21 protein-coding genes are annotated in these 23,545 nt (G+C 72.6%); 7 read left to right on the top strand and 14 right to left on the bottom strand.

The window, feature by feature from the left end:
* Window positions 1-17 precede the first annotated feature (17 nt).
* Complete coding sequence (locus ACVWW9_RS05925; RefSeq protein ID WP_456514759.1) at window positions 18-542, top strand: adenine phosphoribosyltransferase; 525 nt, start codon at window positions 18-20, stop codon at window positions 540-542.
* Window positions 543-608: 66 nt separating this feature from the next.
* On the opposite strand, the gene ACVWW9_RS05920 is transcribed toward ACVWW9_RS05925, so the two are convergent.
* The 7 genes from ACVWW9_RS05920 to ACVWW9_RS05890 all read right to left on the bottom strand — a co-directional run bounded on the left by ACVWW9_RS05920 (window position 609) and on the right by ACVWW9_RS05890 (window position 8,060).
* Window positions 609-1,478, bottom strand: coding sequence for a sugar phosphate isomerase/epimerase family protein (locus ACVWW9_RS05920; protein WP_456514758.1), 870 nt, complete (start codon window positions 1,476-1,478; stop codon window positions 609-611).
* Window positions 1,479-1,499: 21 nt separating this feature from the next.
* Window positions 1,500-2,270 (bottom strand): class II aldolase/adducin family protein, encoded by a 771-nt coding sequence (locus ACVWW9_RS05915; protein WP_354257188.1) that lies wholly within the window; start codon window positions 2,268-2,270, stop codon window positions 1,500-1,502.
* A 7-nt stretch (window positions 2,271-2,277) separates the two neighbouring features.
* Window positions 2,278-3,405 carry an ABC transporter permease gene (locus tag ACVWW9_RS05910; protein ID WP_456514757.1) on the bottom strand — a complete coding sequence of 376 codons (1,128 nt, stop codon included), beginning with the start codon at window positions 3,403-3,405 and terminating at the stop codon, window positions 2,278-2,280.
* Window positions 3,402-4,415: an ABC transporter permease gene (locus tag ACVWW9_RS05905; protein ID WP_354257194.1), complete on the bottom strand. Its 1,014-nt coding sequence runs from the start codon at window positions 4,413-4,415 to the stop codon at window positions 3,402-3,404. Before ACVWW9_RS05905 ends, ACVWW9_RS05910 begins: the two co-directional genes overlap by 4 nt.
* Window positions 4,412-6,022, bottom strand: a complete 1,611-nt coding sequence (locus ACVWW9_RS05900) for a sugar ABC transporter ATP-binding protein (RefSeq protein WP_456514756.1) — start codon at window positions 6,020-6,022, stop codon at window positions 4,412-4,414. The genes ACVWW9_RS05905 and ACVWW9_RS05900 overlap by 4 nt, the downstream gene beginning before the upstream one ends.
* A gap of 146 nt (window positions 6,023-6,168) precedes the next feature.
* Window positions 6,169-7,224, bottom strand: coding sequence for an autoinducer 2 ABC transporter substrate-binding protein (locus ACVWW9_RS05895; RefSeq protein ID WP_354257200.1), 1,056 nt, complete (start codon window positions 7,222-7,224; stop codon window positions 6,169-6,171).
* Window positions 7,221-8,060, bottom strand: a complete 840-nt coding sequence (locus ACVWW9_RS05890) for a DeoR/GlpR family DNA-binding transcription regulator (RefSeq protein WP_456514755.1) — start codon at window positions 8,058-8,060, stop codon at window positions 7,221-7,223. The genes ACVWW9_RS05895 and ACVWW9_RS05890 overlap by 4 nt, the downstream gene beginning before the upstream one ends.
* A 186-nt stretch (window positions 8,061-8,246) precedes the next feature.
* Here ACVWW9_RS05890 and ACVWW9_RS05885 point away from each other — a divergent pair, with 186 nt between their 5' ends.
* From ACVWW9_RS05885 to ACVWW9_RS05865, 5 genes are all read left to right on the top strand, one after another.
* Window positions 8,247-8,636 carry an L-rhamnose mutarotase gene (locus tag ACVWW9_RS05885; protein WP_354257206.1) on the top strand — a complete coding sequence of 130 codons (390 nt, stop codon included), beginning with the start codon at window positions 8,247-8,249 and terminating at the stop codon, window positions 8,634-8,636.
* Between the two features lies 1 nt (window position 8,637).
* Window positions 8,638-9,798: an L-rhamnose isomerase gene (rhaI, locus tag ACVWW9_RS05880; protein WP_456514754.1), complete on the top strand. Its 1,161-nt coding sequence runs from the start codon at window positions 8,638-8,640 to the stop codon at window positions 9,796-9,798.
* A gap of 44 nt (window positions 9,799-9,842) precedes the next feature.
* On the top strand, window positions 9,843-11,876 hold the full coding sequence (locus ACVWW9_RS05875) for a bifunctional aldolase/short-chain dehydrogenase (protein ID WP_456515409.1): 2,034 nt from the start codon (window positions 9,843-9,845) through the stop codon (window positions 11,874-11,876).
* A complete protein-coding gene (locus ACVWW9_RS05870) occupies window positions 11,873-13,288 on the top strand; it encodes a rhamnulokinase (RefSeq protein ID WP_456514753.1) in 1,416 nt (471 codons plus the stop codon). The genes ACVWW9_RS05875 and ACVWW9_RS05870 overlap by 4 nt, the downstream gene beginning before the upstream one ends.
* Window positions 13,289-13,409: 121 nt before the next feature.
* Window positions 13,410-14,165: an SDR family NAD(P)-dependent oxidoreductase gene (locus ACVWW9_RS05865; RefSeq protein ID WP_354257217.1), complete on the top strand. Its 756-nt coding sequence runs from the start codon at window positions 13,410-13,412 to the stop codon at window positions 14,163-14,165.
* A gap of 60 nt (window positions 14,166-14,225) precedes the next feature.
* Here the strand turns inward: ACVWW9_RS05865 and ACVWW9_RS05860 are convergent, their stop codons facing one another.
* The 6 genes from ACVWW9_RS05860 to ACVWW9_RS05835 form a co-directional block, all read right to left on the bottom strand.
* Window positions 14,226-15,860, bottom strand: coding sequence for a fucose isomerase (locus ACVWW9_RS05860; RefSeq protein WP_456514752.1), 1,635 nt, complete (start codon window positions 15,858-15,860; stop codon window positions 14,226-14,228).
* A gap of 38 nt (window positions 15,861-15,898) precedes the next feature.
* Window positions 15,899-16,765, bottom strand: coding sequence for a dihydrodipicolinate synthase family protein (locus ACVWW9_RS05855; RefSeq protein ID WP_354257223.1), 867 nt, complete (start codon window positions 16,763-16,765; stop codon window positions 15,899-15,901).
* Window position 16,766: 1 nt separating this feature from the next.
* A complete protein-coding gene (locus ACVWW9_RS05850; RefSeq protein WP_456514751.1) occupies window positions 16,767-18,386 on the bottom strand; it encodes a tripartite tricarboxylate transporter permease in 1,620 nt (539 codons plus the stop codon).
* Complete coding sequence (locus ACVWW9_RS05845) at window positions 18,383-18,907, bottom strand: tripartite tricarboxylate transporter TctB family protein (protein ID WP_456514750.1); 525 nt, start codon at window positions 18,905-18,907, stop codon at window positions 18,383-18,385. The genes ACVWW9_RS05850 and ACVWW9_RS05845 overlap by 4 nt, the downstream gene beginning before the upstream one ends.
* 117 nt (window positions 18,908-19,024) lie before the next feature.
* Window positions 19,025-20,017, bottom strand: coding sequence for a tripartite tricarboxylate transporter substrate binding protein (locus tag ACVWW9_RS05840; protein WP_123696764.1), 993 nt, complete (start codon window positions 20,015-20,017; stop codon window positions 19,025-19,027).
* 213 nt (window positions 20,018-20,230) lie between these two features.
* Window positions 20,231-20,893, bottom strand: coding sequence for a GntR family transcriptional regulator (locus ACVWW9_RS05835; protein WP_354257234.1), 663 nt, complete (start codon window positions 20,891-20,893; stop codon window positions 20,231-20,233).
* Between the two features lie 100 nt (window positions 20,894-20,993).
* Between ACVWW9_RS05835 and ACVWW9_RS05830 the strand changes: the two genes are divergently transcribed.
* Complete coding sequence (locus ACVWW9_RS05830) at window positions 20,994-21,914, top strand: ribokinase (protein WP_456514749.1); 921 nt, start codon at window positions 20,994-20,996, stop codon at window positions 21,912-21,914.
* Here ACVWW9_RS05830 and ACVWW9_RS05825 read toward each other — a convergent pair.
* A complete protein-coding gene (locus ACVWW9_RS05825; RefSeq protein ID WP_456515408.1) occupies window positions 21,911-23,515 on the bottom strand; it encodes a stealth family protein in 1,605 nt (534 codons plus the stop codon). The genes ACVWW9_RS05830 and ACVWW9_RS05825 overlap by 4 nt on opposite strands.
* Between the last annotated feature and the right edge of the window lie 30 nt (window positions 23,516-23,545).

The following is a 23,545-nucleotide window of genomic DNA, read 5'->3' as shown; positions in this document are numbered from 1 at the left end:
GCCGATAGCGTGGAGGGATGCCCGACCCCAGCCCCGCAGCGCTCGAGCGCGCCGAGTCGCTCATCGCGATCACCCCCGACTTCCCGTCGCCGGGCGTGCTCTTCCGCGACATCGGGCCGCTGCTGACCGACGCGGATGCGCTCGCGACCGTCATGCGTGCGCTGGCCGCGCCGTTCGAGGGCGGCTTCGACCTCGTGGCGGGCGTCGAGGCGCGCGGCTTCCTGCTCGCGGGCGCGGTGGCGGCGACCACAGGGACCGGCCTGCTGCCCATCCGGAAGGCCGGCAAGACGCCGCGGCCGACCGCATCCGTCGACTACGCGCTCGAGTACGGGGTCGCGACGATCGAGGCGGCCGGCGACCTCACGGGCCGGCGGGTGCTGCTCGTCGACGACGTGCTCGCGACCGGCGGCACGCTCGTGGCGGCGATCAGCCTCATCGAGCAGCTCGGCGGCACCGTCACGGGCGTCGCCGTCGTGCTCGAGCTCACGGACCTCGGCGGCCGCGAGCGCCTCCCCGAGGCGCACGCCGTCTTCACCGCCTGATCCTCAACGGAGCGGCTGGTCGCGCGAGGGCACTATCCCCTCCTGCTACCAACCGCTCCGTTGAGATCAGTGGAGGGCGATCGTCTCGACGGAGCGCAGCTGGTCGCGGATGAAGCGGTTCGCGTGCGCGGCGAGGTCGGCGGAGTCGTCCCACAGGTTGCGCCAGATGCCGAGCGTGTTCGAGAGCGACTCGGAGACCACCGCGCTCGAGAACGACTCGAAGACGATCGGGCCGTCGTAGCCGAGCCGGCCGAGGCCGCGGAAGAACGAGCCGAAGTCGACCGACCCGGTGCCGAGGTAGCCGCGGTGGCTCTCGCCGATGTGCACGTACTTCAGGCGGTCGCCCGCGTCGAGGACGGGCTCGAGCATCCCCGACTCCTCGATGTTCATGTGGTACGTGTCGAGGTGCAGGTGCACGTTGTCGTGGCCGACCTCCTCGAGGAAGCGCAGGCCGCCGCGGGCGGTGTTCGCGATGTTCGTCTCGTAGCGGTTGACGATCTCGAGCGAGAGCGTGACGCCCGCCGCGGCCGCCCGGTCGCCGAGCCGGCCGAGCGCGGCCGCCGAGCTCGCGCGACCCGCCGCGGTCGCCGGGGCCATGTACTTCTGCATCGCCGAGTAGATGACGCCGCAGAGGTGCTGACCGCCGGCCTCCGCCACCACGTCGATCGCGCGCTCGAGCAGCGTCTCGCCCTGGCGGCTCACCGCGGCGTCCTCGCTCGAGAGGTCGTGCGCGGCGTCGAGCCCGAGGCTCGAGGTCATGGCGACGCCGTGGTCGTCGAGCATGCGCCGCACGAGCGCGCCGTCGATCGCGAACGGATCCATGAGCGGCAGCTCGAGCAGGTCGAAGCCCGCCGCCCGGGTGCCGGCGATGGCCGTCTGGAGGCCCGCCTCGTCGAATGTGCCGGTGAAGACGAGGCCGTGGACGCCGATCTGCATGGTGAGCTCCTTCGCTGGTGGTCAGTGGGCCGCGTCGAGGATGGCGCGGCGGACGTGCTCGTCGTCCCGGCCGTCGATGCGGTCGAGGACGTCGTCGGGGAGGAAGCGCGGCTCGCCCGCGGCGAGCGCGCCGAGCAGGATGCGCGCGAACTTGTCGGCCATCTCGGTGATGCGGAGGCACTCGGCCGGGCTCGCGCCGATGGCGAAGATGCCGTGGTTCTGCAGCCAGGCGACCTTGGGCAGCGCGCCGTGCCGGTCGGCGAAGCCGCGCAGCTCGTGCCGCATGAGCCGCCCGAGGCCGAGGCCGGGGTCGACGTAGGGCACGAGCAGGCTGCGGGTGCCCAGCACGACGACCTGGTCGGGGAAGAGCGCGCCGGCGACGAGCAGCTCCGCCCGGTCCGAGCACAGCAGCGCGTTCGCGGCGACCGGATGCGTGTGGCACGCGGCCTCGGCGCCGGACGTCAGCACGACCGCGTGCAGCAGCGCCTCGACGCTCGGGCGCTTCGCCGCCGGGTCGACGCGCGCATCCATGAGCGCCTGGGCGACCCGCGCGTCGCCGGCGCCGCCCTCGAACGCCGTCGGGTCGTCGAGCAGCTCGAGGATGGGCTCGAACCGGCACTCGACGAGGTCGTCGGGACCGGAGGCCGCGAGCGACGACCCGGTGGCCTTGACGAGCATCCGCTCGTCGTCGAGCCGCGCCGAGACGTTGCCCTCGGCGAGGATCGTCAGCTCGCGCTGCGGCTCCCCCACGGCGTGGGCGAGCCGCAGCAGCGACGCCTCGAGCGCGCTCATCGCGCGGTCACTTGGCGCCCGGGGCGGTCCCGGGTACCGAGAGCGGCTTCGCGAGCCCGCCCTGCCGTCGCCGGATCGTCGCGTTCGAGAGCAGCGAGGCACCGAGCAGCACGACGCCGAGCGCGAGCAGCTGCGCCTGGGCGCCCTCGTTGCCGGGCACGACGAGCAGGATCGACGCGTTGAGCCACACGATCAGCAGCGCGGCGAGCAGGATGCCGCTCAGCCGCCCGATGCCGCCGGTGATGGCGACGCCGCCGAGCACCGCGATCGTGATCGCGGGCAGCGCCATGCCGCTGCCGCTCGTGCCCGCGTCGGGGCGGGCGGAGGCGAACTGCGCGACGGTGTAGACGCCCACGAGCCCGGCGATGGCGCCGGCGGTGACGTAGGCCATCATGCGGGTGCGGCGCGTGTCGATGCCGGCCCACTGCGCGGCCGTGTCGTTCGTGCCGATCGCGTAGAGCTTGCGGCCGTAGGTCGTGCGGTTGAGCACGAACCAGGCCACGATCGCCACGGGCAGCAGGAAGGTGAAGACGCCGAGCGGCACGAGCGGCAGCCCGCCGCCGATGACGGGCAGCTCGATCGCCTTCGCCGCGCTGTAGAACTCCGAGATCTCGGGGCCGGAGATCGGGCGCTGCTCGCTCACGACGAGCGCGATCGAGCGGTAGGCGTAGAAGGTCGCGAGCGTCGTGATGAGCGCCGGGTAGCCGAGGTAGGCCGTCAGGAAGCCGTTGACCGCGCCGAGCAGCGCGCCGAAGGCGACCGCGAGCACGACGGCGACCGCGAGCGGCAGCCCCACCTGCTGGTAGAGCATCGCGAAGACGATGCCCGTGAGGGAGACCATCGAGCCGACCGAGAGGTCGATGCCGCCGCGACCGGACGTGATGACGAAGAGCTCGGCGAGCGCGAGTAGCGCGAGCGGCACGTAGGCGATGAGCGTCGAGGCGAGGTAGTCGCTGTTGAAGCGGCCGCTCGTGAGCCCGACGCCGTCGAGGATCGCCATCGCGACGAGCAGCACGACGATGAGGGCGAGCAGCAGCACGGCGCGGTCCTTGAGGGCGCCGCCGGTGATCCAGTCGCGGAAGCGTGAGGGCTCGCGGCGCTGGTCGGCCGTGGTGGGGGTGGTGACGGCGGTCATGCGCGCCTCCTCGTTCGCTCGCGGATCAGGTCGGTGCCGACGGCCACCAGGATGAAGATGCCGACGAAGAGGAAGCCGAGCTGGGTGGGCCAGCCGAGCTGGGTGACGCCCGAGACGACGGTCTGCACGAGGATCGCGCCGAGCAGCGTGCCGACGACGCTGCCGCGGCCGCCGAGGATCGACGTGCCGCCGATCACGACGGCGGCGATGACCTGCAGCTCCTTGCCGGAGCCGACCGACTGGTCGAGCGTCGCGGTGCCGGTCGCGATGACCATGCACGCGGCGAGGCCGGCGAGCGCGCCGGTGACGACGTAGACCCACACGAGCCGCGGCTGCACCTTGATGCCCGCGAGGCGAGCGGCGTTCTGGTTGCCGCCGATCGCGTAGAGGTTGCGGCCCGCCTTCGCGTAGCGCAGGAACCACCACGCGGCGGCGACCGCGATCACGGCGATCGCGAACGAGTGCGGCACGCCGAGGGTGGATCCCGCGCCGCCCCGACCGAAGAACTCGAGCGTCGAGGGGATGCCGTTCACGGTCGACGAGTCGAAGACCCGCAGCCCCAGCCACTGGAAGAGGTTCGCGGTGCCGAACGTGATGATGATCGGGTGGACGCGGCCGTAGGCGATGAGGAAGCCGTTGATCGCGCCGAGCGCCGCGCCGATGACGATCGCGACGAGGACGGCGGCGATCGCCGGGATGTCGAACGCGACGAGCATCCGCGCGGTCGTGACCGCGGAGACCATGATCATCGCGGCCACCGAGACGTCGATGCCCGCGGTGATGATGACGAAGGTCATGCCCACGCCGATGAGCGCGATCGGCGCGACCTGCACGAGCAGCGGGCCGATCGATGCGGGCGTGAGGAACGCGGGCGTGAAGATGCCGAGCAGCACCCACAGGATGACGAGCACGCCGAGCAGCACGATCTCCTGCCCGGTGACGATGGGCGGCAGGATGCGCCGCAGGCTCAGCGGCTTCGCGCCGGCCGGCGCGACGGTGTCGGTGCTCATCGGGGCTCCTCCCCAGGGGTGGGTCGACCTGGCAGGTCGGCGACGGGCTGGCCGGTCGCGGTCTGCGCGGCGGCGGGGTCGTCGACCGCGCCGGCGGCTGCGGCGAGCAGCGAGGCCTGGCTCGCGCTCGGCGGGAACTCGTGCGCGACGCGGCCCGACCGGAACACGAGGATGCGGTCGGCGATGCGCTGCACCTCGGCGAGGTCGGTCGTGATGACGAGCACGGCGGTGCCGCGCTCGGCGAGGTCGGCGATGATGCGGTGGATCTCCTCCTTGGCACCGACGTCGACGCCCTGCGTGGGCTCGGCGAGCACGAGCAGCCTGGGCTGCTCGACGATCTGGCGCGCGAGGACGACCTTCTGGGCGTTGCCGCCCGACATGGCGCCGATGGGCTGGCGGCCCGACGGCGTCTTCACGGCGAGGCGCCGGATGAGGTCGTCCGAGATGCGGCGCTCGGCCTTCGGCGAGACCCAGCCGAGCCTGCCGAGCAGGCCGAGCGAGCCGATCGTGATGTTGAAAGCGATGGGCTGGAACGAGAACGAGCCCTGCGACGAGCGGTTGGCGGGCACCATGCGGATGCCGCGGCGCTTCGCCTCGGAGGGCGTCGCGGGGTGCCGGTCGTCGCCCGCGGCACGCATGCGGCCCGAGCTCGCAGCCCGCATGCCGTAGACGACCTCGCCCACCTCTGCCGCGCCGGAGCCGACGAGCCCGTAGAGGCCGACGACCTCGCCGGCGCGCACCGACAGCGACACGTCCGAGAAGGCGCCGTCGAGCGTGAGGTGCTCGAGCTCCAGCACCAGGTCGCCGTGCTCGCCCTCCTTGTGCACGCCCTCGGCGATCTCGCCGCCGACCATGCGCTCGGCGATCTCGCGGACGGTCAGCTCGCCGATCGGCTGCGACGAGACGGTCTCGCCGTCGCGCATGATGGTGACCTCGTCGGCGATGCGGAAGAGCTCGTCGAGCCGGTGGCTGATGTAGATGATCGAGACGCCGTCCGCGGCGAGCCGCCGCACGACGCCGAAGAGCACCTCGATCTCGGCGTCGGTGAGGATCGCGCTCGGCTCGTCGAGGATGAGCACGCTCGCCTGCTCCAGCAGCGCCTTCGCGATCGACACCTGCTGCTGCTTCGCGATCGAGAGCGCACCGAGCGGCTGCGAGGCGAGCGAGCGGTCGAGCCCGACGGTGTCGAGCAGCTCGAGCATGCGCGGCGCCTGCGCGCGCCAGTCGATGGTGGGGCCGCGGGTGATCTCGCGGCCGACGAAGAAGTTCTCGGCCACCGTGAGCTCGGGGAAGAGCTGCGGCTCCTGGTAGACCGTCTGCACGCCGAGCGCGATCGCGTCGGTCGTCGAGCCGATCGAGACGTCCTGTCCGTCGATCGCGATCGTGCCCGTGTCCGGGCGCTCGGCGCCCGCGAGGATCTTGATGAGCGTCGACTTGCCGGCGCCGTTCTCGCCCACGAGCGCGTGGACGGTGCCGGGCCGCACGGTGATGTCGGCGTGGCGGATGGCGCGGACGCCGCCGTAGCGCTTCGAGATGTCGCGCATCTCGAGCCTCGGCGTCGGGCCCTGACCCGGTGCCGGGTCGGTGCGCTGGGCGGTGTCGGTCATGGTGCTCCTGGTCGGCGTCGTCGCCGGGTCGGTCACGGTGGTGCGAGCGGGAAACGCGTGAGGGGGTGCCGGGGCGCGGCGCGAGCCGCGCCCCGGCTGTCGAGCGCCACGATGGCCGTGGCGCCCGGGGTCATCCGAGCCGGTGACTAGTAGTCGTAGTCCCCGGCGTTCTCGGCGGTGAAGACCGTCGGCGGGCCGAGCAGCAGGACGCCCGACGCCTCGTCGTACTCCGCGTCGGCGAGCGCCTCGTTGTCGACGCCGCTCAGGTCACCGAGGTCGCCGTCGTTCGCGAGCTGCACGCCGGCCCAGCCGGTGAGGTAGCCCAGCGCCTCGACGTCCCAGAGGATCGAGCCGCTCGACGCGCCCGACTCGAGGTAGGGAAGCATCGACTGCGGCGTGCCGAGGCCCACCGTGAAGACCTCGCCCGTGCGGCCGGCATCCTGCACGGCCTGCGCGACGCCCGGTGCGCTCGAGGTGCACTCGCCGACGAGGCCGGTGAGGTCGGGGTTGCTGTTCATGAGGTCGGTGGCCATCTGCGTCGCCATGGCCTGGTCCTCGCCGGCGTACACGACGTCGACGATCTCGGCGTCGGGGTACTCCGAGGCGGTGTACTCCTCCTGCACGTCGATCCACGCGTTGAGGTTCGCCGCGGTCTCGCCGCACGACACGATCGCGTACTTGCCGGAGCCGCCCATGGCCTCGAGCAGCGTGTCGGTCAGCGCCTGGCCGATGCCCTCGACCGATGCCTGGTTGACGAAGACCTCGCGCACCGAGTCGGGTGCGTCGGTGTCGGTCGTGGCGACGTGGATGCCGGCGGCCTGGGCCTCCTCGAGCAGCGGCGCCATCGAGTTGGGGTCGTTCGGCGCCACGAAGAGCACGTCGACGCCCTGCTGGATGAACGAGCGCACGATGTCGGCCTGCGCAGCCGCGTCGGCGGTGGTCGGCCCCTGGTAGAGCCACTCGAAGCCGAGCTCCTCCGCGGCCTGCTGGCCACCGGTGTTCATGGCCTCGAAGTAGGGGATGCCCTGCAGCTTGGGGACGAACGCGATGGTCAGGCCCTCGGCGCTCGCACCGTCGGTCCCGCCGGAGGCGCCGGGTGCGGCGGACTCGCCGGGCTCGTTGCGCGACGTGCAGCCGGCGAGGACGACGGCAGCCGCCGCCGAGAGCGCCAGTGCTCCCGCGATCTTGCGTGAGATCTTCATCGATGCTCCTTCTGGGTGGGGCGACGGGTGCTTCCCGTCCGCGCCTGGACCGGCGCCGTGCCGGTCGTCTGGCCGCCAGGGACGGGAACGCGCGTGACGGGCACGCCGACCGCTCTCCAGTCCTCGACGAAGCTGTCGGATGCGCCCGCATCCGTGATGAGGCTCGTCACCTCGTCGGCGCGAGCGAACGAGTGCAGCGCGAAGCCGCGCGTCTTGCTCGAGTCGAACAGGCCGTGCACCGCGTCGCTCGCCGCGACGAGCGCCTGCTTCGAGACGGCCTCGTCGGTCGCGAGCTCGAGCAGCCCGCGCTCCGGGGAGAGGCCGACGACGCCGACGAAGGCCTTGTCGATGCGGCCGCGGCCGACGAGCGCGTCGGTGATGGGGCCGACGAGGCCGGAGCTCTCGCGGCGCAGCGTGCCGCCGGGCATGATGACGCGGGCGTCGGAGCGCTCGAGCAGCACCATCGCGGTGGGCAGCGACTGGGTGATGACGACGAGGCCCTGGCGCTGCACGAGCTCGAGGGCGAGGTGGTGCGCGGTGCTCGAGGTGTCGAGCGCGATGACGTCGCCGTCGTCGACGAGCGCCGCAGCCTCTGCCGCGATCGCGAGCTTCGCGGCGGACTCCCGGTGCAGGCGGTCGCGGAAGGCGCCCTCGTCGCCGCGCTCGGGCAGCACGGCTCCACCGCGGGTGCGACGCAGCAGCTGCCGGCGCTCGAGCGCGTCGAGGTCCTTGCGGATCGTCACCTCGGAGACCCCGAGGTCGCGAGCGAGCTCGGCGACGGCCACGGAGCCCACGGCTCCGAGCGCATCGAGGATGCTCGCCTCACGACTGACCACAACGTCTCCCTTGTCGGTGATGTTGGCGACAGTACGCATCCGAAACCGCTTTCGCAAGCGAGCGATACCGAATCGCAACATTTGGGCTTGCGTTCGAAACTGCTACCGGGCATGCTGGCTCGCAACGAGCACCCCATTCGCGCAGCCGCCCCGGCCGCCGCGACGTCGACGAGGACAGGAGCGACCATGGCGATCACGCCCGCCGCGACCTCCGCCGACCGCATGCGTCCCGTCTGCTTCCGCCTCCGCGTGCGACCGGAGCTCGTCCCCGCCTACCGCGAGCGCCACGCCGCCGTCTGGCCCGAGATGCTGCAGGCGCTCGCCGAGACCGGCTGGCACGACTACCGGATCTTCGTCGCCGACGACGGCACGTGCATCGGCACCTTCACGACGCGCGACCTGGACGCGTCGCTCGCCGGCATGGCCGACCGCGACGTGAACGCGCGCTGGCAGGCCGAGATGCAGCCCTTCTTCGAGGGCCTCGACGCGCCCGCCGACCGATCCTTCGAGCTCATCCCGCTCGCCTTCGACCTCGACGCGCAGCTCGCCGCGCTCGACCCATCCCCTAGGAGCTGACATGGCCGTCACCCCCACACCTGCGCAGCTCGACCGGCTGCAGATCGAGGTCCCCAGCTGGGCCTACGGCAACTCGGGCACGCGCTTCCGCGTGTTCACGACGCCCGGCACCCCGCGCGACCCCTTCGAGAAGCTCGCCGACGCGGCGGAGGTGCACCGCCACACCGGCCTCGCCCCGACCGTCGCGCTGCACTACCCGTGGGACAAGGTGGACGACTGGGATGCGCTGCGCCGGCACGCCGAGGACCTCGGCGTGGCGCTCGGCACGGTGAACTCGAACACCTTCCAGGACGACGACTTCAAGTTCGGCTCGCTCGCCCACCCCGACGCGCGCATCCGCCGCAAGGCCGTCGACCACCACCTCGAGTGCATCGAGGTCATGCACGCCACCGGCTCGCGCGACCTGAAGGTGTGGCTCGCCGACGGCACGAACTACCCCGGCCAGGACTCGATCCGCGAGCGCCAGGACCGGCTCGCCGAGTCGCTCGCGCAGATCTACGCCGAGATCGACGAGGAGCACCGCATGGTGCTCGAGTACAAGTTCTTCGAGCCGGCGTTCTACCACACCGACATCCCCGACTGGGGGACGAGCTACGTGCACTGCCTCGCGCTCGGCGACCGTGCGAAGGTCGTGCTCGACACCGGCCACCACGCGCCCGGCACGAACATCGAGTTCATCGTCGCCCAGCTGCTGCGCCTCGGGAAGCTCGGCGCCTTCGACTTCAACTCGCGCTTCTACGCCGACGACGACCTCATCGTCGGCGCGGCCGACCCGTTCCAGCTCTTCCGCATCGTGGTCGAGCTCATCGCCGGCGGCGGCTACGGCGACCCCGACGTGCAGCTCGTGCTCGACCAGTGCCACAACATCGAGGCGAAGGTGCCCGGCCAGATCCGCAGCGTGCTCAACGTGCAGGAGGCGATCGCGAAGGCGCTCTCGCTCGACACCGACGCGCTCGCCGTCGCCCGCCGCGACTGCGACGTGCTGCTCGCGAACGAGATCATGATGGACGCCTACGCGACCGACGTGCGGCCGCTGCTCGCCGAGCACCGCGCCGCGAAGGGGCTGCCCGAGAACCCGATGCGCGCGTTCCTCGACTCCGGCTACCTCGAGCGCATCGCCGCCGAGCGGGTCGGCGGCACGCAGGCCGGCTGGGGCGCATGAGCGCCGCCGTGGCAGGCACTGACGGCATCGACGACGGAGACGACATGAACCAGGCAATCGACGACCTCATCGCGCGGAGCAACCGGCTCGGCGCCGACCCGCGCAACACCAACTACGCGGGCGGCAACACCTCCGCGAAGGGCGTCGCGACCGACCCCGCGAGCGGCCAGGACGTCGAGCTCGTCTGGGTGAAGGGCTCCGGCGGCGACCTCGGCACGCTCACGCCCGCCGGCCTCGCCGCCCTGCGGCTCGACCGCGTGCGCGGGCTCGAGGCCGTCTACCCCGGCGTCGAGCGCGAGGACGAGATGGTCGCCGCGTTCGACTACTGCCTGCACGGCAAGGGCGGCGCGGCGCCCTCGATCGACACCGCGATGCACGCGCTCGTCGAGCAGCCGCACGTCGACCATCTGCACCCGGACGCCGGCATCGCGATCGCGACCGCCGCCGACGGCGAGGCGCTCACGCGGCAGATCTTCGGCGACGAGGTCGTGTGGGTGCCGTGGCGGCGCCCCGGCTTCCAGCTCGGCCTCGACATCCGCGAGATCCAGCGCGCGCACCCCGAGGCGATCGGCTGCATCCTGGGCGGCCACGGCATCACGGCGTGGGGCGCCTCGAGCGACGAGTGCGAGGAGCGCTCGCTCCGGATCATCCGCACCGCCGAGGCGTACATCGCGGAGCACGGCAGGCCCGAGCCGCTCGGTGCCCCGCTCGAGGGCCTCGGCCCGCTCGCGCCGGAGGCCCGGCGAGCTCGCGCGGCCGAGATCGCCGCGCAGCTGCGCGGGCTCGCGTCGACCGACCGCCCGATGGTCGGCCGCTTCACCGACGACGAGGTCGTGCTCGACTTCCTCTCGCGCAGCGAGCACCCGCGGCTCGCCGCCCTCGGCTCGTCGTGCCCCGATCACTTCCTGCGCACGAAGGTCAAGCCGATGGTGCTCGACCTGCCCGGCGATGCACCCATCGACGAGGTGCGCGCCCGGCTCGTCGCGCTGCACGAGGCCTACCGCGCCGACTACACCGCCTACTACGAGCGCCACGCCACCGCCGACTCCCCCGCGATCCGCGGTGCCGATCCGGCGATCGTGCTCGTGCCGGGCGTCGGCATGTTCTCGTTCGGCAAGGACGCGCAGACCGCGCGCGTCGCCGGCGAGTTCGCGATCAACGCGATCAACGCGATGCGCGGCGCCGAGGCGCTCTCGCGCTACCAGCCCATCTCGGACGAGGAGAAGTTCCGCATCGAGTACTGGGCGCTCGAGGAGGCGAAGCTGCAGCGGATGCCGAAGCCGCGCTCGCACGCCGGCCGCGTCGCGCTCGTCACGGGTGCCGCATCCGGCATCGGCAAGGCCATCGCCACCCGGCTCGCGGCCGACGGCGCGTGCGTCGTGATCGCCGACCTCGACCTGGAGAAGGCGCAGGCCGCCGCGGCCGAGCTCGGCTCGACCGACGTCGCGATCGGCGTGCGGTGCGACGTGACGAGGGCGGACGAGGTGCAGGCGGCGGTCGACGCGACGGTGCTCGCGTTCGGCGGCGTCGACCTCGTCGTGAACAACGCCGGCCTCTCGCTCTCGCGATCGCTGCTCGAGACCACCGAGGCCGACTGGGACCTGCAGCACGACGTGATGTCGAAGGGCTCGTTCCTCGTCTCGCGCGCCGCAGCGCGGGCGCTCATCGACCAGGGCATGGGCGGCGACATCGTCTACATCTCGTCGAAGAACGCCGTCTTCGCCGGCCCGAACAACATCGCCTACTCCGCGACGAAGGCCGACCAGGCGCACCAGGTGCGACTGCTCGCGGCGGAGCTCGGCCAGCACGGCGTGCGCGTGAACGGCATCAACCCGGACGGCGTCGTGCGCGGCTCCGGCATCTTCGCCGGCGGCTGGGGCGCGTCGCGCGCGGAGGTCTACGGGGTCAAGGAGGAGGAGCTCGGCAAGTACTACGCCGGCCGCACCCTGCTCGGCCTCGAGGTGCTCCCCGAGCACGTGGCCAACGCGGTCGCCGTGCTGACCGGCCCCGACCTCAGCCACACGACCGGCCTGCACGTGCCGGTCGACTCGGGCGTCGCGGCCGCGTTCCTGCGATGACGGCGACGGTCGCCGCGATCGACCTGGGCGCGACGAGCGGCCGGGTCGTGCGCGCAGAGGTCGGGCCGAGCACGCTCCGGCTCGACGAGGTCGCGCGCTTCGAGAACCGGCCGGTGAAGATCGGCGACGGCCTGCACTGGAGCGTGCTGGCGCTCTACGACGCGGCGCTGCAGGGCGTCGCGAACGCGTCGCGGGATGCGTCGCTCGCCTCGGTCGCGGTAGACTCATGGGCGGTCGACTACGGGCTGCTGCGGCGCGGCAGCCTGCTGGGCATCCCCTTCTCGTACCGCGACGACCGCACGGCGCACGGGCTCGAGCTCGTCGACGCGGTCATCGCGCAGCCTGAGCTCTACGCTCGCTGCGGGCTGCAGCGGATGCCGTTCACCACGATCAACCAGCTCATGGTCGACCGCGAGCGCGGCCTCCTCGAGGCGGCGGACCGGCTGCTCATGCTGCCCGACCTCTTCGGCTACTGGATGACCGGGCGGATGGTCACCGAGCGCACGAACGCGTCGACGACGGGGCTCATGCGCCTCGACGGCACGTGGGACACCGAGCTCATGGGCATGCTGGGCATCGACCCGACGCTGCTCTCGGAGGTCGTCGAGCCCGGCACGCGACTCGCCCCCATCGACGCGGTCACGCGCGCGCACTTCGGCATCGAGGGCGCGCCCGACGTGCTCGCGATCGGGTCGCACGACACCGCGTCCGCGGTCGTCGCGGTGCCGATGGAGCCGGGCGGCGCCTACATCTCGAGCGGCACCTGGTCGCTCGTCGGCATCGAGACGCCGGCGCCCATCGCGACCGCGGAGGCGCTCGACGCCTCGTTCACGAACGAGGGCGGCGTCGACGGCCGCACGCGGTTCCTCAAGAACGTCATGGGGCTGTGGATCCTCAGCGAGGCCGTGCGCACGTGGCAGGCGGCGGGCGAGCGGCTCGGGCTGCCGGAGCTGCTCGAGGCCGCAGCGGCGGTCGACTGGGCTGTGCCGGTCTTCGACCCGACCGACGCGGTCTTCTACCCGCCCGGCGACATGCCCGAGCGCATCCGCGCCTGGTTCGAGGAGCGCGGGCAGCGCCCGCCGCGTGGCCGCGCGGAGGTCGTGCGCTGCATCCTGGAGTCGCTCGCGGAGGGCTACGCCGTCACGCTGCGGGATGCAGCGCGCATCAGCGGGCAGGCGATCGAGCGCGTGCACGTGGTCGGCGGCGGCGCGCGCAACGCGCTGCTGTGCCAGCTCACGGCCGACCGCACCGGCCTCCCCGTCGTCGCCGGCCCGGTCGAGGCCACCGCGATCGGCAACGTGCTCGTGCAGGCGCGCGCGCTCGGCGCGGCACCGGAGTCGCTCGAGGAGCTGCGCGCGCTCGTCCGCGCGACGCACGAGCTGCGGGAGTACCGCCCCCGGCACCGCGCCTGAGCCGGCCGCGCCGTGACGCGCCCGGGTTCGGCCGTCGCGAGCATCCGGAAGCCTTCGCGCGCCCGCGCGTTGCATCTCATGGTGCGCCCACGCGGGGCGCTCGAGACGAAGGAGCAGGACGATGGCACGGTTCGACGGCAAGGTGGCACTCGTGACGGGCGGCGGCTCGGGCATCGGCGAGGCGGTGAGCAAGCGGCTCGCGAGCGAGGGTGCGCAGGTCGTGGTGACCGACATCGCCATCGACGCGGCGCAGCGGGTCGTCGACGAGATCGTCGCCGCAGGCGGCACCGCGACCGCCGTGCAGCAGGACGTGGCCTCCGCGGAGGACGCCGAGCGCGTCGTCCGCACCGCGGTCGAGACCTACGGCGGCCTGCACCTCGCGGTGAACAACGCCGGCATCGGCGGCGCGCCGGCGCGCACGGCCGACATCGCCCCGGAGGCGTGGCAGAAGGTCGTCGACGTCAACCTCACGGGCGTGCTCCACGGCATGCGCGCGCAGATCCCGGCGATGCTCGAGCACCCGCAGCAGTCGGCGATCGTCAACATGGCGTCGATCCACGGCTCCGTCGCGGCGCCCATGAGCAGCGCCTACACGGCCACGAAGCACGCGGTCGTCGGGCTGACGAAGAACGCGGCCGTCGAGTACGGCCCCGAGGGCCTGCGCATCAACGCCGTCGGCCCGGGCTACATCCTCACGCCGCTGCTCGAGCAGAACCTCGACCAGGCGGCGCGCGACGGGATGGCCGCGAAGCACGCGCTCGGCCGGCTCGGCACGCCCGAGGAGGTCGCCGCGCTCACCGCGTTCCTGCTCTCCGAGGACGCCAGCTTCATCACCGGCAGCTACCACCTCGTCGACGGCGGCTACACGGCCGTCTGACGCCGCCCACCACGAAGGGCCCGCCGCAGCAGCGCTGCGCCGGGCCCTTCGCCGTGCGGGTCAGATGGCGACGTCGCCGCAGAGGTGCACGCGGATGCCCATGCCGACGAACATCGCCGCCTTCGCGGTGAGCGCCCGGTCGGCCGCCTCCGCGTCGGGCGCGTAGGCGACCTGGATGTGGTTCGACTTGTGGCGCGCCATCAGCTGGTCGCGGCTCACGCCGTGCAGCACCGCGTGCATGATCGGCCACTGGCGGTCGGTCGACTCCAGGCGGCGCTGCGTCTCCTCCTCGGGCAGCGCGACGACGTGCGCCCTGCCGATGTCGACGTGCAGCGCGCCGTCCATGACGAACACGCGCGACCAGACGATCTCGCCCGGCTTCGAGACGCCCGAGAGCGTGCCGCCGCCCTTCGGGAAGAACATCGGCACCTGGCGCATCGAGTACGAGCGGTCGTAGCCGCCGTTGTGGCTCGCCGGCACCGAGCCCGAGATCTCGAACACCCAGACGAACTCGCCGTCGTAGTCCTCGCCCCAGCGGATGTCGTGCAGCGTGGTGGCGGGGTCGAAGCCCATCGCGGTCCACACTCGGTTCGTCACGAGCGCGTCGACCGCGACGCCCTCGTCGACCTCGTTGAAGTGCGGCAGCGGCGCGCCGGCCCACAGCTCCCGCTCGCCGTCGCGCGACCGGACCGGCGGGCGCTCGACGTTGTTGAGCAGCCCCTCCGCGAGGTCGGACGCGGCGCACTGGTCCTTGAGGCCCTGCTGGTACTGGATGCCGATCGCGTCGACGCCGTAGTCGTCGCCGATGCGGAGCGCGGCGATGTACATCCGCATCTGGCTCAGCACCTGCGCGCGCGTCAGCTCGGTCGCGTCGTCCTCGCCCCAGTGGAACGTCAGCCCGGCGTCCTCGAGCCACCGCAGCGCGCCCTCCGCCTCGGCGTCCGGCACGCGGTCCATCTCGGCCAGCAGCGCGCTCTGCGAGAGGCGCTCCTTGTAGATGCCGGTCGGGTTGAGCATCTCGTCGTCGATGATCGCGTTGTACATGCCCATGCAGCCCTCGTCGAAGACGCCGATGACCGCGTGGTCGTCCCGCAGCTGCGCCGCGAGCTCGGCGCCCAGGCGGGCCTCCTCGCTCTCGGGCAGCGCCGCGAGGTCGCGCACGTGCTCGGTCGCGTGCGCGATCGTGCCGGTCTCGAGCCACTCCGCGAGCCTCGTGCGCGCCCACGCGTCGGTGAAGTCCTCGCTCCAGAGGATCGAGTGCGCGATGTCGGCCTTCGTGAGGCTCGCGGTGAGGTTGAGCAGCCCGACGAGGCCCGGGAACTGCCCCGACCAGTTGGCGACGATGAGGATCGGGCCGCGGTGGGCGCGGAGGCCCGCGAGCACGTGGTGGCTGTACTGCCAGACGGCGTCGACGACGACGACCGGCGCATCCTTCGGCACGTCGCGGAAGACGCGGATGCCCTTCGCCTGCGAGTCGATGAAGCCGTGCCCGGTCTCGGGGTCGACCTCGTGGGCGCGCTGCATGGCCCACCCGTGCGACTCGAGCGCGGCGCCGACCTGCGCCTCGAACGCCTGCTGGGCGGGCCAGCAGGTGGTGTTCGCGGCGAGCCGCAGATCGCCGGAGGCGACCGCGTAGACGGTGCGGGGCGCGGCCTCGGCGGCGACGCGCCGCTCGGGGAACGTGTAGGTGGTCACGGGTGTCCTTCCTCGCGGCGCGCTCGCGCCGCCTGGTGTCAGCGGTACGCGGCGACGACGCGGTGGATCTCGGCGATGGCGGCCTCGTCCGGCGCGTCGAGCATCATGCGGCACGTGCCGTCGGCGACGCCGAGGATGCGCAGCGCCTCCTTCATGCGCGCCATGTCGCCGCCGATGATGGCGACGACGTCGTCGACGTCGTGCTGGGCGCGGTCGATCTCGGCCGCGTCGCCGCTCGCGGCGGCGCCGGCGAGCGCGCGGAACGGCCGCGGCAGCACCGAGCTCACGCCCGAGACGACGCCCTGCGCGCCGGAGCCCGCGGCGGCGACGAGGTCGCGGTCCGCGCCGGTGTAGAGCACGAAGGACTCCGGCACCGCATCGCGGTAGGCCTGGATCTCGTCGAGCGAGAGCTCGCTCACCTTCGCGCCGACGACGTTCGGCAGCGTCGCGAGCCGCGCGAGCAGCGCGGGCGAGACGTGGTTGCCGCTGCGCGCGGGGTAGACGTAGACCCAGAGCGCGATGCCGTCGGATGCGGCGGACAGCTGCGCGAAGTAGTCGAGGATCGCCTCGTCGCTCACCGGCAGGTAGTAGGGCGTGATCGCGGCGACCTCGGTCGCGCCGGCCGCGCGGGCGATCGCGAGGCGCCGCAGGGCGCCGTACGCGCTCGGGTGGCCGATGTGCACGACGACGCGCATGGTGCCGCCGAGCGTGTCGATCGCGAGGCGCGTGAGCGTCGTGAACTCCTCCTCCTCGATGACGGGGAACTCGCCGGTCGTGCCGAGCACGAAGGCGCCCTCGTTGCCGGAGCGGCCGACGTGCTCGAGGATCGCGCGGCTGCCCTCGGCGTCGAGCTCGCCGCCGGGCAGGAACGAGGTGGGGACTGCGGTCAGGATGTCGTGGGGCACGTCAGCTCCGTCGGGTGTCGGCGCCGGGCGCGCTGGCGGCGCCGGCAGGATCGGTCGGGTCGGTCTCGGGTCCGGTGGTGCCGCGCTCGGCGGCCTCCGCCGCCGCCTCCTCGCGGAGGCGCTCGGCGAGCGAGGTCCGATCGCGTCGCGATCGCATGCTCGCGCGGACGGCCGGCACGACGACGGAGAGCACCGCGAGGGCGAGCAGCGCGAGCGCGATGGGGCTCACGACCTCGAGGAAGGGGCGCGTCGGCAGGATCGCGAGCGTGCGGGCGAGGTTCTCCTCCGCGAGCGGCCCGAGCAGGAGGCCGAGCACGACGGGGCCGGCGGGCATCTCGATCCGCTTGAAGATCAGCCCGACCACGCCGAACACGAGCATCGTGAGCACCGTCGAGAGGCTGTTCGTCGTCGCGTAGGTGCCGACGATGCAGAAGATGAGGATGCCGCTCCACAGGTACGGCTGCGGCACGTCGAGCAGGCGCACCATGCCCTTCATGCGCACGAGGCTCAGGCCGAGCGACAGCAGGGTCGCGAGCAGCATGATGCCGGCGATCGACACGACGAGGTCGGGGTGGTTGGTGAAGAGGCTCGGGCCCGGGGCGATGCCCCAGATGATCATCGAGCCGATCATCACCGCCATCACCGAGTCGCCCGGGACGCCGAGCGCCATGGTGGTCGTGAGCGAGCCGCCGAGCGTCGCGCTCGAGGCCGTGTCGGCCGCGGCGAGGCCCTCGAGCGAGCCCTTGCCGAAGCGCTCGGGCGTCTTCGAGACGCGGCGGGCGCGCTCCCAGCCGATGAGGCCGGCGATGTCGCCGCCCGCGGCGGGGATGAGGCCGACGCCGAGCCCGACGCCGCCGCCGACGGCGACCGCGCGACCGGTCTGGCGCAGCTCCGAGCGGTTCGGCCACCACCGGCCGAGGCTCGAGATGGGCCGCACCGACGACTTCGTGTGGGTGAGCAGCTGGTCGAAGAGCTCGGCGATGCCGAAGAGGCCGATGATGACAGCGATGAAGTTGAGGCCCTCCTGCAGCTCGAGCACGCCGAAGGTGAAGCGCTGGTCGGCCGTGGCCGAGTAGGCGCCGACGGTGCCGAGCATGAGGCCGATGAGGCCGCCCAGGATGCCCTTGAGCATCGACTTCGACGAGATGCCGATCATCACGGCGATGCCGAAGACGACGAGCGCGAAGAGCTCGGGGCTCTTGAACGACGACCGCGCGAAGGAGGCGATCGGCACGGCGGCGGCGCAGAACAGGATGATCGACGCGAGGATGCCGACGGCCGAGACGAGCGCGGAGACGGTGAGCGCGAGACCCGCCTTGCCCTGCTTCGCCATCGGGTAGCCGTCGAGCGTCGTCGCGATCGAGGCGGGCGTGCCCGGTGTGTTCACGAGGATGGACGGCACGCGGTCGCCGAAGTTGGCGGCGACGTAGATGGACAGCAGCACCGCGAGGCCCTGCACGGGCTCCATCGTCATGGTGAAGCCGGCGGCGAGCGCGACGACCATGGTCGCGGTGAGGCCGGGGAAGGCTCCGACGAGCATGCCGAGGACCATGCCCACGACGAGGGCGATGATGACGTTGATCTCGAGCAGGGCCGAGATGCCGTCGACGAAGGCGTTCACAGGGGGATCCTCAGCAGCATCGCGAACAGCACCCAGTTGAGGGCTGCGAGCGCGATCGGGTAGATGACGAGGCCCTTCCAGCCGCGGTGGCCGTAGAGCAGCAGCAGGGCAGCGACCGCGAGCGCGGTCGCGATCGGGAACACGGGGATCCTGATGCCGGGCAGCACGAGGTCGTTCACGGCCCAGAGCGCGAGGTAGGCGAGCGCGATCGCCATGGTGCCGCCGACGCGGAGGAGGCCGCCCGGCTGGGCCGTCTCGATCTCGTCGCGCGGATCGGCACCGCGCAGCATCGTGCGCAGCACGAGCAGGCCGGCGGTCACGACGGCCGCGACGCCGAGGAACACGGGCCACGCCCGGGCGTCCATCTGGCCGGGCGCCGCCTCGCGGCGCAGCTCGATCTGCGAGGAGAGCACGAGGTAGGCGATCGCGAGCGCGAGGAGCGCGAGCGACACCACCAGGTCCATCGCGGTGTCGCGCGTCCAGCGACGCGCGGGTGCGGGTGCGGGTGCGGTGTCCGTCATCGTCGACTCCTCAGCATTCGCGCGGAAGGGGCTGCCCGGTCGGCAGCGCGGGCCGGCGGGCTGGAGCCCGCGCGACGGGGATGGGGCGGCCGGGCTCGGCCCGGCCGCCCCGAGGCGTCAGCCCAGGAGGTCCTGGAAGATGCCGAACTGGTCCTCGACGAAGGTCGTGAACTCCTCGGAGTCCCGGTAGACGACGAGGTTGCCCGAGTTGTCCTGGAACTGCTGGTAGCTCTCGCTCTCGACGGCCTGCGCGATCGCGTCCTCGAGGGTGGCGTGCACGTCCTCCGGCAGACCGGCCGGCGCGTAGATGCCGCCCCAGCCGCCGAACGCGACGTCCTCGCCGAGCGCCTCCTCGACGGTCTCGACGTCGGGCGCCTTCGGGTGGCGCTCGCCGTGCATGACGGCGAGCACGCGGACGGCGCCCTCCTGCGCGAGCGCCTCGCCGAGGCCGGAGACGGCCGCGTCGGCCTCGCCGGATGCCGCGGCCGAGACCGCGGTCGCGCCGCCGTCGTAGGGCACGGGGGTGAGCTGCGCGCCGGTGACGTCGCCGAGGCCGAGCGTGGCGGCCTCCCAGATCGAGCCTGCGCCGGAGTTGGCGACCGTGAGGGGCGCCTCCTCCGAGCGGGCGACGAGGTCCTCGAGCGTCTGGATGTCGCTGTCGGCGGCGACCGAGATGACGCCGGGGGCGAGCATGATCTGCCCCAGGAAGTCGTAGTTCTCGGGCAGCACGTCGGCGCCCTGCGTCGTGTTGAGCATCGCGATCTCGACCGGTCCGAAGCCGATGACGGTGCCGTCGGCAGGCTGCGACGCGACGTACTCCATCGCGAGCGCGCCGGAGGCGCCGGGCATGTTCTCGGCGATCACCGAGACGCCGAGGATCTGCTCGAGCTCCGCGGCGAGCGCGCGGGACGAGAGGTCGGAGCCGCCACCGGGGTTGGCCTGGATGATCAGGCGGATGTCGCCCTCGGGGAACGTGGAGGCCGCGGACTCCTCGGGAGCCGCGCTCCCGTCGGTGCTCGGGGTGCTCGCGGAGCAGCCGACCAGTGCGGCGGCGCCGATGCCGATCGCGGCGAGTGCGGCGATCGGGCGGGGGGCGTGGGGACGGGGCATCGTTGCTCCTCCTCGTCATCGAGTGGGTCGGCGGGTGCCGATGGCATGACACTAGCCTCGTTCACTGTTTACAGTCAACTGTTTCTCTCGACCCGCGCGTTGCGACGGTGGGAGGGCGTTCGGGAGACGGCGGCACGCGCGCGCCAGACCCCGCTGCGGCCGGGCGCCGACCAGCCGCGTCCCCGGTGCAGGAAGGGTGACCTGCCGACGTCGTCAGCGAGCCTCGATGGCAGCGCGCATGCGCGCGTGCGACCCCTCGAGGTGCCGCGCGAGCGCAGCCGAGGCGGCCTCCTCGTCGCCCGACCGCATCGTCTGCAGCAGTCGCGCGTGGTCCTCCGCCGCATCCGTGAGGTCGCGGTCCTGGTGGATGGTGACGTCGAGGAGCGCCTCGAAGGTCGGCTTGTACTGCTCCCACGCGCCGAGCAGCCTGGGGTGCTCGGCGAGGTCGTAGATCTGCGAGTGGAAGACGAGGTCGGCCGCGAGGAACGCCTCCGCGTCCTGCCGGCGGGCGCTCTCGAGCATCGCCTCGACCGAGCCCTCGGACTCGCGCCAGCGCTCCTCGTCCTCGACGCGCATCGCGCGCCGCAGCGCGAGCGCCTCGAGCGCACCGCGAAGGCTGTAGAGCTGCTCGACGTCGTCGAGCGTGAGGCCGATCACGAAGACGCCCGCGGGCTTGCGCACCTCGACGAGCCGCTCGAAGCTCAGCTGCGTGAAGGCGTCGCGCACCGGGCCGCGGCTGACGGCGAACTCCTCGGCGACGGCCTCCTCCACGAGGCGCGAGCCCGGCAGGATCTCGCCTCGGACGATCCGCTGCCGCAGCACGTCCGCGACCTGGCGCCCGAGGCTCCTCGACCGCTGCACCTGCACTCCGGACATCACGCCCTCCTTCTGTCAACCGTAGACATTGTGCGCTGTGCGAGCCGTCCCGCGCGACTCTCGCGGCGGTCGGGGCGGCCGCTGCCGCTAGCCTCGAGCCATGCCTGAGACCAGCGGCGTCCTCATCGTCGGCTCGATCAACGTCGACCTCACGACCTTCTCGGCCCGCGTGCCCGAGCGCGGCGAGACCATCACCGGCGACGCCTTCGAGCTGCAGCTCGGCGGCAAGGGCGCCAACCAGGCGGTCGCCGTGGCGCGGGCCGGCGCGACGGCGCACATGGTCGGATGCGTCGGCGACGACGTGTTCGGCCGGCTCGTCACCGAGAGCCTCGGCACCGCCGGCGTCGAGCTCCAGCACGTGCGCACCGTGCCGGGGCAGACCGGCATCGCGCACATCCGCGTCGCCGACGACGGCGACAACGACATCGTCGTGGTGCCGCAGGCCAACGCATCACTCGACGCGGCGCAGCTCGAGCGCGCGTTCTCGGCCCTCGCGGGCAGCGCCCGCGTGCTGCTCACCCAGCTCGAGACGCCCTTCGCCATCACCCTCGCGGCAGCGCGGCTCGCGCGCGAGGCGGGGATGACCGTGATCCTCGACCCCGCGCCCGCAGCGCCGCTCGACCCGGCCATCTGGCCGCTCGTCGACATCGTGAAGCCGAACGAGTCGGAGGCGAGCCTCCTCACCGGCATCCGAGTCGACTCGCGCGACGGCGCGATCGCGGCCGGGCGCTGGTTCCTGGAGCGGGGCGCGGGTGCAGCGCTCATCACGATGGGCGGTGCGGGCAGCGTGCTCATCACGGCCGAGGGCGCGACCGACCACCCCTCCATCCCGGTCGAGGTGGTCGACACGACCGCCGCGGGCGACGCCTACGCGGGTGCGCTCGCCGCAGCCATCGCCGGCGGCCTGTCGCTCGAGCAGGCGATCCGTCGCGCGGCCGCAGCCGGCGCGATCGCGGTCACGCGCCGCGGCTCCTCCTCGAGCGTGCCGACGGCCGCCGAGGTCGACGCGCTGCTGGGCTAGGCAGAGCCGAGCACGCCGAAGCCGCGCGTGGCATCGGCGGCGCCGCGCGCATCGCGCTCCCACGGGGCGGCGATCGGGAAGTACGCCTCGAGGAACGAGCGCACCGCGGCGGTGCGCTCCTCGACGGAGATCTCGGGGAACGAGCCGTCGTTGAGGCAGAACATGTCCTGGTCGCGCTTCCGCAGCAGCCGCTGCATCGCCGGCAGCGCCTTGCGCAGGGTCGTCTCGATGTACTGCACCTTCGCGCCGGTCTGCTGGACCGCTCGCCCGGTCATGAGCGCGTAGTAGTGGTAGAGCGAGTTCGTCACCGAGATGTCGGTCGCCGAGCGGAAGCGCGCCGCGGCCGTGCGGCGGAACTCCTCCGCGAACTCCCGCTCCATCTCGGCCATCACGCCGCGCGTGAGCGGCGCCGCGCAGTGCTCGAGGTGGCGGGTGGTGATCGCGCCGAAGCGGCGGCGCAGCACCTGCCGGTTCGTGCGCGCGGCGTTGTCGTGGCCGGAGCGGTCGGGCGTCGTGTCGCCGAGCCCGATGCGCGTGGTCGCCTCGACGAACTTCGTGACGCCGCCGGGCGAGAAGAAGATGTCGGGCTTGAGCGCGCGGCCGAAGAACATGTCGTCGTTCGAGTAGAGGAAGTGCTCGCTGAGCCCCTCGATGCGGTGCAGCTGCGCCTCGACCGCGTGCGAGTTGTGCGTTGGCAGCACCGAGGGGTCGGCGAACATCGCCTCTGCGGGCACGATCGTCACCCTCGGGTGGTCGGCGAGCCAGGCCGGCGCGGGCGAGTCGGTGGCGATGAAGATCCGCCGCACCCAGGGCGCGTGCATGTGCACCGACCGCAGCGCGTACTTGAGCTCGTCGATCTGGCGGTAGCGCGCCTCCGAGTCGTCGCCCTCACCGACGACGTACGCCTGCATCCGCTTGGCGCGCTCGCGCTGGAAGTCGTCGCTCGAGCCGTCGACCCACGAGAAGACCATGTCGATGTCGAACGACACGTCGCTCGCGAGCGGCTCCCACATGTCCTGGATCGTCTGCCACTCGCGGCCGTAGCGCTGCACCGTGTCGACGACCGCCTCATGGCGCGGCATCGTCGCGCGCATGAGGGCGTTGGGCAGCGGCGCGGTGAGCGACTCCTCGCCGAAGCGCCAGAGCTCGAGCTGCACCGCGGTCTCGCGGCCGTAGCGCAGCCGTCCGGCGGGCTCGACCCGCGGCCGGTAGACGCGCATCACGGATGCCTTGGGGTGGCCGGCGAGGCGGCCGTCGGCGAGCAGCACCGGCCCGCGCGCCGCCTTCTTGGGCGCGATCCCCTCGGCGTAGAACGGCTCGCCCGCGAACGCCTCCGCGAGCGCCGCAGCGAGCGCCTTGCGGCGGGCGCGGTCGACCGCGATGATCGGCCGACCGTCGTCGTCGCGCACGAGCAGGCACGGGATGCCCGCCTCGTCGAGCGCCGCGCCGATCGCGAGCAGGTCCTCGACCATCGACTCGTGCGGCGTCATGTGGCCGTCCGCGAGCGCGTACAGCCCCTTGCGCACCACGACGTCGTCCCGGTCGAACCGCGCGAGCCGCCCGTCGACGTGCACGAGCACGAGCTCGGGCGCGGTCGACACCTGCGGCTCGACGTCGTCCGTCGGACGCAC

Source organism: Agrococcus sp. UYP33 (genome assembly GCF_054060915.1).
The sequence above is the reverse complement of the archived record's forward strand: the minus strand, read 5'-3'. Positions and strand labels throughout refer to the sequence as shown.

Excerpts from the sequence above, each read along its gene's own strand:
- ACVWW9_RS05845 (WP_456514750.1), bottom strand. The coding sequence starts at position 18,907 with ATGACGGACACCGCACCCGCACCCGCACCCGCGCGTCGCTGGACGCGC.
- ACVWW9_RS05910 (WP_456514757.1), bottom strand. The coding sequence starts at position 3,405 with ATGACCGCCGTCACCACCCCCACCACGGCCGACCAGCGCCGCGAGCCC.
- ACVWW9_RS05830 (WP_456514749.1), top strand. The coding sequence starts at position 20,994 with ATGCCTGAGACCAGCGGCGTCCTCATCGTCGGCTCGATCAACGTCGAC.
- ACVWW9_RS05915 (WP_354257188.1), bottom strand. The coding sequence starts at position 2,270 with ATGAGCGCGCTCGAGGCGTCGCTGCTGCGGCTCGCCCACGCCGTGGGG.
- ACVWW9_RS05835 (WP_354257234.1), bottom strand. The coding sequence starts at position 20,893 with ATGTCCGGAGTGCAGGTGCAGCGGTCGAGGAGCCTCGGGCGCCAGGTC.
- ACVWW9_RS05840 (WP_123696764.1), bottom strand. The coding sequence starts at position 20,017 with ATGCCCCGTCCCCACGCCCCCCGCCCGATCGCCGCACTCGCCGCGATC.
- ACVWW9_RS05865 (WP_354257217.1), top strand. The coding sequence starts at position 13,410 with ATGGCACGGTTCGACGGCAAGGTGGCACTCGTGACGGGCGGCGGCTCG.
- ACVWW9_RS05870 (WP_456514753.1), top strand. The coding sequence starts at position 11,873 with ATGACGGCGACGGTCGCCGCGATCGACCTGGGCGCGACGAGCGGCCGG.
- ACVWW9_RS05905 (WP_354257194.1), bottom strand. The coding sequence starts at position 4,415 with ATGAGCACCGACACCGTCGCGCCGGCCGGCGCGAAGCCGCTGAGCCTG.
- ACVWW9_RS05920 (WP_456514758.1), bottom strand. The coding sequence starts at position 1,478 with ATGCAGATCGGCGTCCACGGCCTCGTCTTCACCGGCACATTCGACGAG.
- ACVWW9_RS05925 (WP_456514759.1), top strand. The coding sequence starts at position 18 with ATGCCCGACCCCAGCCCCGCAGCGCTCGAGCGCGCCGAGTCGCTCATC.
- ACVWW9_RS05885 (WP_354257206.1), top strand. The coding sequence starts at position 8,247 with ATGGCGATCACGCCCGCCGCGACCTCCGCCGACCGCATGCGTCCCGTC.
- ACVWW9_RS05895 (WP_354257200.1), bottom strand. The coding sequence starts at position 7,224 with ATGAAGATCTCACGCAAGATCGCGGGAGCACTGGCGCTCTCGGCGGCG.
- rhaI (WP_456514754.1), top strand. The coding sequence starts at position 8,638 with ATGGCCGTCACCCCCACACCTGCGCAGCTCGACCGGCTGCAGATCGAG.
- ACVWW9_RS05875 (WP_456515409.1), top strand. The coding sequence starts at position 9,843 with ATGAACCAGGCAATCGACGACCTCATCGCGCGGAGCAACCGGCTCGGC.
- ACVWW9_RS05900 (WP_456514756.1), bottom strand. The coding sequence starts at position 6,022 with ATGACCGACACCGCCCAGCGCACCGACCCGGCACCGGGTCAGGGCCCG.